The sequence below is a fragment of the Nitrosomonas sp. genome (genome assembly GCF_043753625.1).
GTDB lineage: Bacteria > Pseudomonadota > Gammaproteobacteria > Burkholderiales > Nitrosomonadaceae > Nitrosomonas.
This window is the reverse complement of record NZ_JAYUWI010000046.1, coordinates 1-5,929: the sequence shown is the minus strand read 5'-3', so window position 1 is coordinate 5,929 and position 5,929 is coordinate 1. Positions and strand designations below refer to the sequence as shown.

Sequence of the window (5,929 nt, the reverse complement as noted above, 5' to 3'; positions counted from 1 at the left end):
TTAAATCTGGTGTGCAGAGAATCAAAGAAGCATTCTAAATGCTTTCAATTTGCCAAGCAGTTTCAATCATCACAATCTGGGTTATCAAGATCAATGCCTCGATCTGACAGACGTCGCTCCAACACTTCAAGCCGTCGCGCCATCCAATCCCATGATGTATCTGCAAAGGCATCATGCCGGGCTTTCAATCGCTCAAAAGTACGCCGATGCATACCCTTGGGTTTACCGCCTTCAGGGTTTGCTATGCCAGGCTTCCAGCCTAACCGACTCCGGATGCCATCTGCCCGTCGAAATGACCCATGATTATCGCTTTCCCGCTGACAGGCATAAACCAGCTTTTGACAGCGGCGGCATGCAAGAATTGAATTGCTGTAAAGAATGGCCACGCGCTGCCCACATTCCTGTACTGGACAGTGAAACCAGGCCCGTCGTCCACCAAGATTGCAGTCCGTCCATTCCAGATAGACGGTGTATTCCATGAATCGCCATTCTCCACCTCTGGTCAGATCCTGATAACTGATAATCATCCGATCAGTATCCGTATAAATGTGAAGGGATGGCACTTTTTCGCCATTATGTGTCCAATGCCAAGTGCAATCCATGTCGGGTAAAAGCAAGCCGTGCCGCTGCAATTTCCGTATATCCAAAGATTTCATGTTGCTTGTTATCTCTTTTCCGCCCTGATACTGTCGTCCACTTCCGATGCCGCTCATTTTTTCGCTCCGATTTTGCCTAAATCATTTGGCAAGTTTGTCAGGTATTATTTGCCAATCTACCCGAAAGACTTACCCTGTCTCGCTTTTGGCAAGTTTTCATAATATCCGTTTTCATGCGCTGCGAAGCTGCTTTAGTATCAGAAGCATGGCCATGTGCGCTCAAATTTGCGATCCAGGTTCGTTTCATAACGACGGGGCTTCTCAAGTTGATTCACTTTCAACCCTTTCCCCAGGGTTTATGTTTTGAATTTTATTTTCTGATGCCATCATAATATTCTTCATGAATTAGATTAAACCATCTTTCCCGGCCAGTCCTTCTGTCTAAATCGTCCGCTTTAGGTGAATAACCCTCACATCGTCTCGGAATATCAGGAATTGGCTCATAGCTTCGACTTGCCACAATCTCACCTCGACGAGCAGCAAGACATGATCCTCGTTTGGTTAAGTTTGTACATAGAGTGCAACATCGCCGATCATCAATGGAAGTAACAGGTCTTGTCTCAAAACTAGCCATCTGAATGAAGTAATTTCGTGCATCCAAATCTGCAAGGCATTGGTTTAGCACATGGTCAATAATGGAAGAATCATCCTCACCGATAGAAGTGAGCCATAAACTGATCATGGCATGTTCATTTGCTGTCATAGAATGACGGGTTTAATTTTCTGCAAACTGTCTAACGGAGTACTGCCATTACTGCCAAATGAATTCTGCAAAATTACGGAATCACCCGGTTCGGGTACTGCCAATACTGCCGTTTGACCTATTTCGTCAGTATTGGTAGTAGGCCGCCTGTTTCAATTGACTTTAGCCAACCCTCATCTTCCAACCAATCCAATGCCGCCCGCACTGCTTCATCTGTTGTAAGAGATCGCCATTGATTACGGCGTACATCGCGTGCCGTAAATTCATCGGTCAGTTTTCCCTGACGTAGTTTTTCTGCCAAGACCTGTGCCGCACGCAAACCATCATCCATCAACAAACCGTAGCAGCGCCTTGCATGTGCTTCGAGGTATTCGCACCAAGCCGCCGCTCGCAAAGCCGACTCTGTTGTAACTGGTCCGCGCCGTCCAGTTGCAGCACAATCTACAAGATGCAGAATAAGCGCCAATGCCGGAAATAATTTATCAAACTTCGCCAAGTGTTGCGCGATGATTGGATGTTCTTCGGTTTGCAAGCGCACGCGATGCAATTCCGTCGACCATTCGATAAAAATTTCCTGTGCCGCCTCATCGAAACGAAAAAATGGAAACTTGGTAAATTCATCGGCAGGAGAAGCACCCCAGGATTCAGGGTCGAAGTCGGCCAACACCTCGAATACGGTAAAAGCCTGATCACGTGCCTCTTTCAAAGGAATGCGGTCACGCCATTCCCAGATTTCATGATCGGGATAGACCACCATTTGAAACCGTTGCAGCATTCCATCATTTGCCAAGGCATTTGTGGCCTGCTCCAAGTAGGTAATCAGCTTATCGGGTTGAATCCCGCCAAAGATTGACACACAAAGATTAGGAATAAGTATCGAGCCACGTCCTATGCGATCGGTATCAAAACCGGCATTACCATTCCATGCTTCCAGATAAAAAGCCCGATCACTTTCCCGCCCTTCTCTGTCCCAGGATGCAATCAGACCGATCAATTCATCGTGCAAAACCAGCACTCCCATGGGGTTATCTCTTAATAATTCCCCCAGTTTTTCAACAGTTGCATCATTTGTTTTATAACGGCGCAAGATTGGTATATCTGGTGCGTTCTCTCTGTGGATCTGCAATTCCTTGGCAATGTTTGTCAGGTTTCCAATCTTGCTATCCTTTGCTCTTGCTGCTGATTTTATACGCGATTCGATGGCATCTTTCGTTGCCTCAAAGACCATCTTATCGGCTTCAAATGTGTTCGCATCAGTTTGATAAGATTCCATTGCCAGTGCGATCAGCCGCTCGAGCGGTTTTAACGCCACACTAATAGCAGGGGATTTTTTTGATGAAGGCAAGCCAACGATACCTCCCCACAGATTTGGTACAATTAACCAGGAATCGCAAGCTTTAGGCTTGATCGCGCAGCGCGCTCCAATAATCGAGCTCAGTGTTACTATTGCTCCTGCTGCGATGAAATCGGGTGGACAGGGCATTCGCTCAGCTTCATCCATAACCCAGCCACGCAAAGCATCGGGTAGAAGAGTTTCTGAGTCAAAGGCTGGAACAGGAAGCAATGCTGCTTTAATATTTTTTGGTTCCGACCAGCTCGTCTTTGAAATATGATTGCGAAATTTTTCTGCCGCATCATCAAGAAATGACTGTCCACGTTCAATGGCTTTACTCATGGTTCAATCCACCGGCTTCAAGAGCAGCTTGTATTCTGTTCACAGCCAAAATGAGGCGATCTCGATCAATTGTGTTAAGTGGCTCGCCTGTCAGTATGGTAGAACCAGCCACAACTACCACTAATGCTTCAAAGGCAATAGCACGCAAAATGTCTGTTGCGGGAAATGGTCTTCGTTCTCGCTTTGCCGCATCAATTTCGCGTGGTGGATATAAGTCATCGAAGCTTAAGCCCGTTGCAGACAGAATGGATTGAACATCGCAACCGGCAAAGCAATGAACCAGAACACGGCCGTCGTCCAGTCCTCGGATATAGAGGGATGGTTCACGATCATCATGCGCAGGACATCGTGCTAGATAACATCCAGATCCAATGCGCTTAACTCGCTCCAAACGCGAAATTTAAGTTTCGGCTGTCATATAACCTCCTTCGCAAAAGATTTGCGGGCGGCTATAAGCTTGAGCACAAGCTCGCGGATTTCTTCGTCAGATTTTCCAGCAATACGGGCTGCATTCAGCGCCGCTACTTCATGTGCAGGCCAGCCCACGGCACGTGCACCAAGGCGTATGGGTTTTATCCACAAACCTTGAGTAATATGTTGATAGATGGTCGAACGGGAAAGGCCGGTTTCAGATTTGACGACGGGAAGTCTGTGGATTGTAGTGACCATGTTTGCGCCTCCTTAGGCGTTGTTGAACATGGTTATGTCATTATATGGAGAGAATTCTTTTGAGCAACGCTAAAAATTTTTCTCTTCAAAAATTGCTATTTTCTGGATTTTATTGCGTTCGCTTTATTTCTCCGTTGTAGTTCTCGCCATTGATTGGCACCCGGCAAGAGTTGTTCGATCTGAAAATTCGCGGCTTCAAGTTTTTTCTCCAATATTGTAATTGTCTCGTGCATATTCCTGATAACTTCGTGGCAGCTTTCAAGAGATCCCGGGAGGATCACAGCATCAGCAGTCGCATAAGTAGTGACACGTGCTTCGCTTTCCGCGGTTGCGCTAATCAGCCAGTCGTTAAAAGAATGCGGCCATTCGAACCGTGCCCATATTGCAAGATCATTGAACAGAAAACAGCCATCTTGTGATTGAATCAGTTTCCCTTTATCAATCGCGGTCCTGATTCGGTGGTTGACTCGATCTTTTGCCTGGCGCTTTGTTTCGTCAGAACTGCATAGCCGTTCAGCGATTATTTCTACCGCTTCAGTTCTTTTGATACACGAAGAATTAGTGTATTTCATGGCGAATTGTCGGTCATTTTTTATATCAAATCCTTGTAATATAATAATACTTTATGCACTATTCAGTATGCCCTATGCTTCTTGATTGAAGTCGAACCATAGATACCACAAAGAAATCCTGCTATACCCTCGCTGGCTAATTGCAAGCCAAATATGCCGAGGAGTAACAACAAAGATTAACAGCCTACCTCGTCCTCGCAAGTGCAAACTCACACCGTTATATTTGACAATTGCAACGAATTTGCGGAACAGGAAAGCATCGCATCAGGACTGCAGGTCAGCCAATTAAAATGCTGCTCCATTTTCTCACGCCATCCATCCGGTAAAGTCAACCATGCTTGATAAATAGACTCAATTGTTGTTTCAAAAAATTCACTGAAATTATATTCAGTAAGTACAACTTCATTGGGGAAAAACTGTATTAGCATGGTATGGCATTGCATGCATGACGGATCATTTATTCGCTCCTTGTGTAGATGCTACAATCTGTTAACTGATCCAGTACAGTACATTGCTGTATATTATCGTATTTTAAACAATAACAACGTATGGCAATCAAAAAATCCGAGATCTACTCTTCACTTTGGTCAAGTTGCAATGAACTGCGGGGCGGGGCGGCATGGATGCCAGACAGCACAAAGATGCTGGCACCAGTGGGTAAGGAGGAGTTGGATGCTGTAGCTTTCAATCCAACCACGAAGGGGGGCGAGAGTTTCTTAACTACGACACAGGAGCGCCGGTAGCGACTATCAGCCGATGGATTGCTATCTGTTCGCGTTGAATAAGCATACTGCGTCCGGAATGTGTGGAGAGATTGTTTCTTGGCCATCCAGAAAGCATGTGGTGATTATGCTTTGCAATGTAGGGGCGGTCGGGTACTACTGACTGAGAGGTTAACTGTGAGGGTCTATCAATTGATTTGATATTCAATTTGATAGTGTGGAATTATTAATAACTAATTAAGTTAATAAAATCACATGATTACCTTAGTACATTGGCGGAGGCGGTGAGATTCGAACTCACGGTAGAGTCGCCCCTACGGCAGTTTTCAAGACTGCTGCCTTAAACCGCTCGGCCACACCTCCAATCATAGAGCTAACAGACCGCAATCATACCTTTAAGAGTTCTTTTTGGCTAGTTACTGCGTATTTTATTTCAGTAGTGTCCGGGTAAATTAGCTGCTGAAATGATAGAGCCCGGTATTGAAGAGACTCTCCGAGAAAATATTTTGGTGCCGATTTGAAATCATATGTTGCAAATTCAGGTTCGAGTAATCTCCAGAAGTTGAACCTTCTGGAGATTATTTATGAACTTTGGAAAAACGCTGTTTGAAAATAGTATTGCCAATTCCATCCAAGAAGATACGTATGAAATTTTAATAACCATGCAAAAGATCTTGCGGTTACTGCAGCTCAATTTATTTGAAAAACGTGACTTGATGGCTTTATTGCGAGGGGATCCCCAAAACCGTAATCACTCGTCTGATATTCAGATGTCTCTACTTTGGAAGTTAACGGGACAGCAGTGATTTATTAACTATCTTCATTACTTGTCATCAGAAGTGTCCTGAGATTTAATTGAATAGATTCAGTTGGTTATTATTTTTCTACATGGTTATTTGCACATCGGTATTTTTAACCAAATGATCGATAGG

The 5,929-nt window shown here is 44.8% G+C and carries 7 protein-coding genes and 1 tRNA gene; 1 reads left to right on the top strand and 7 read right to left on the bottom strand.

The window, feature by feature from the left end:
* Positions 1-62: 62 nt before the first annotated feature.
* The 7 genes from ACH10T_RS04490 to ACH10T_RS04460 all read right to left on the bottom strand — a co-directional run bounded on the left by ACH10T_RS04490 (position 63) and on the right by ACH10T_RS04460 (position 5,360).
* Positions 63-713 (bottom strand): hypothetical protein, encoded by a 651-nt coding sequence (locus tag ACH10T_RS04490; protein WP_394808127.1) that lies wholly within the window; start codon positions 711-713, stop codon positions 63-65.
* A gap of 253 nt (positions 714-966) precedes the next feature.
* Positions 967-1,359 carry a hypothetical protein gene (locus tag ACH10T_RS04485; protein ID WP_394808126.1) on the bottom strand — a complete coding sequence of 131 codons (393 nt, stop codon included), beginning with the start codon at positions 1,357-1,359 and terminating at the stop codon, positions 967-969.
* 118 nt (positions 1,360-1,477) lie between these two features.
* Entirely contained in the window at positions 1,478-3,034 is a 1,557-nt protein-coding gene (locus tag ACH10T_RS04480) for a YfjI family protein (RefSeq protein WP_394808125.1), read from the bottom strand.
* On the bottom strand, positions 3,027-3,425 hold the full coding sequence (locus ACH10T_RS04475; protein WP_394808124.1) for a DNA primase: 399 nt from the start codon (positions 3,423-3,425) through the stop codon (positions 3,027-3,029). Before ACH10T_RS04475 ends, ACH10T_RS04480 begins: the two co-directional genes overlap by 8 nt.
* A 23-nt stretch (positions 3,426-3,448) precedes the next feature.
* Complete coding sequence (locus ACH10T_RS04470) at positions 3,449-3,703, bottom strand: helix-turn-helix transcriptional regulator (RefSeq protein ID WP_394808123.1); 255 nt, start codon at positions 3,701-3,703, stop codon at positions 3,449-3,451.
* A 95-nt stretch (positions 3,704-3,798) separates the two neighbouring features.
* Positions 3,799-4,275 carry a hypothetical protein gene (locus tag ACH10T_RS04465; RefSeq protein WP_394808122.1) on the bottom strand — a complete coding sequence of 159 codons (477 nt, stop codon included), beginning with the start codon at positions 4,273-4,275 and terminating at the stop codon, positions 3,799-3,801.
* 995 nt (positions 4,276-5,270) lie between these two features.
* Positions 5,271-5,360: transfer RNA gene (locus tag ACH10T_RS04460), tRNA-Ser, on the bottom strand.
* A gap of 221 nt (positions 5,361-5,581) precedes the next feature.
* Between ACH10T_RS04460 and ACH10T_RS04455 the strand changes: the two genes are divergently transcribed.
* Positions 5,582-5,803 carry a hypothetical protein gene (locus ACH10T_RS04455; RefSeq protein WP_394808121.1) on the top strand — a complete coding sequence of 74 codons (222 nt, stop codon included), beginning with the start codon at positions 5,582-5,584 and terminating at the stop codon, positions 5,801-5,803.
* The last annotated feature ends 126 nt before the right edge of the window (positions 5,804-5,929 follow it).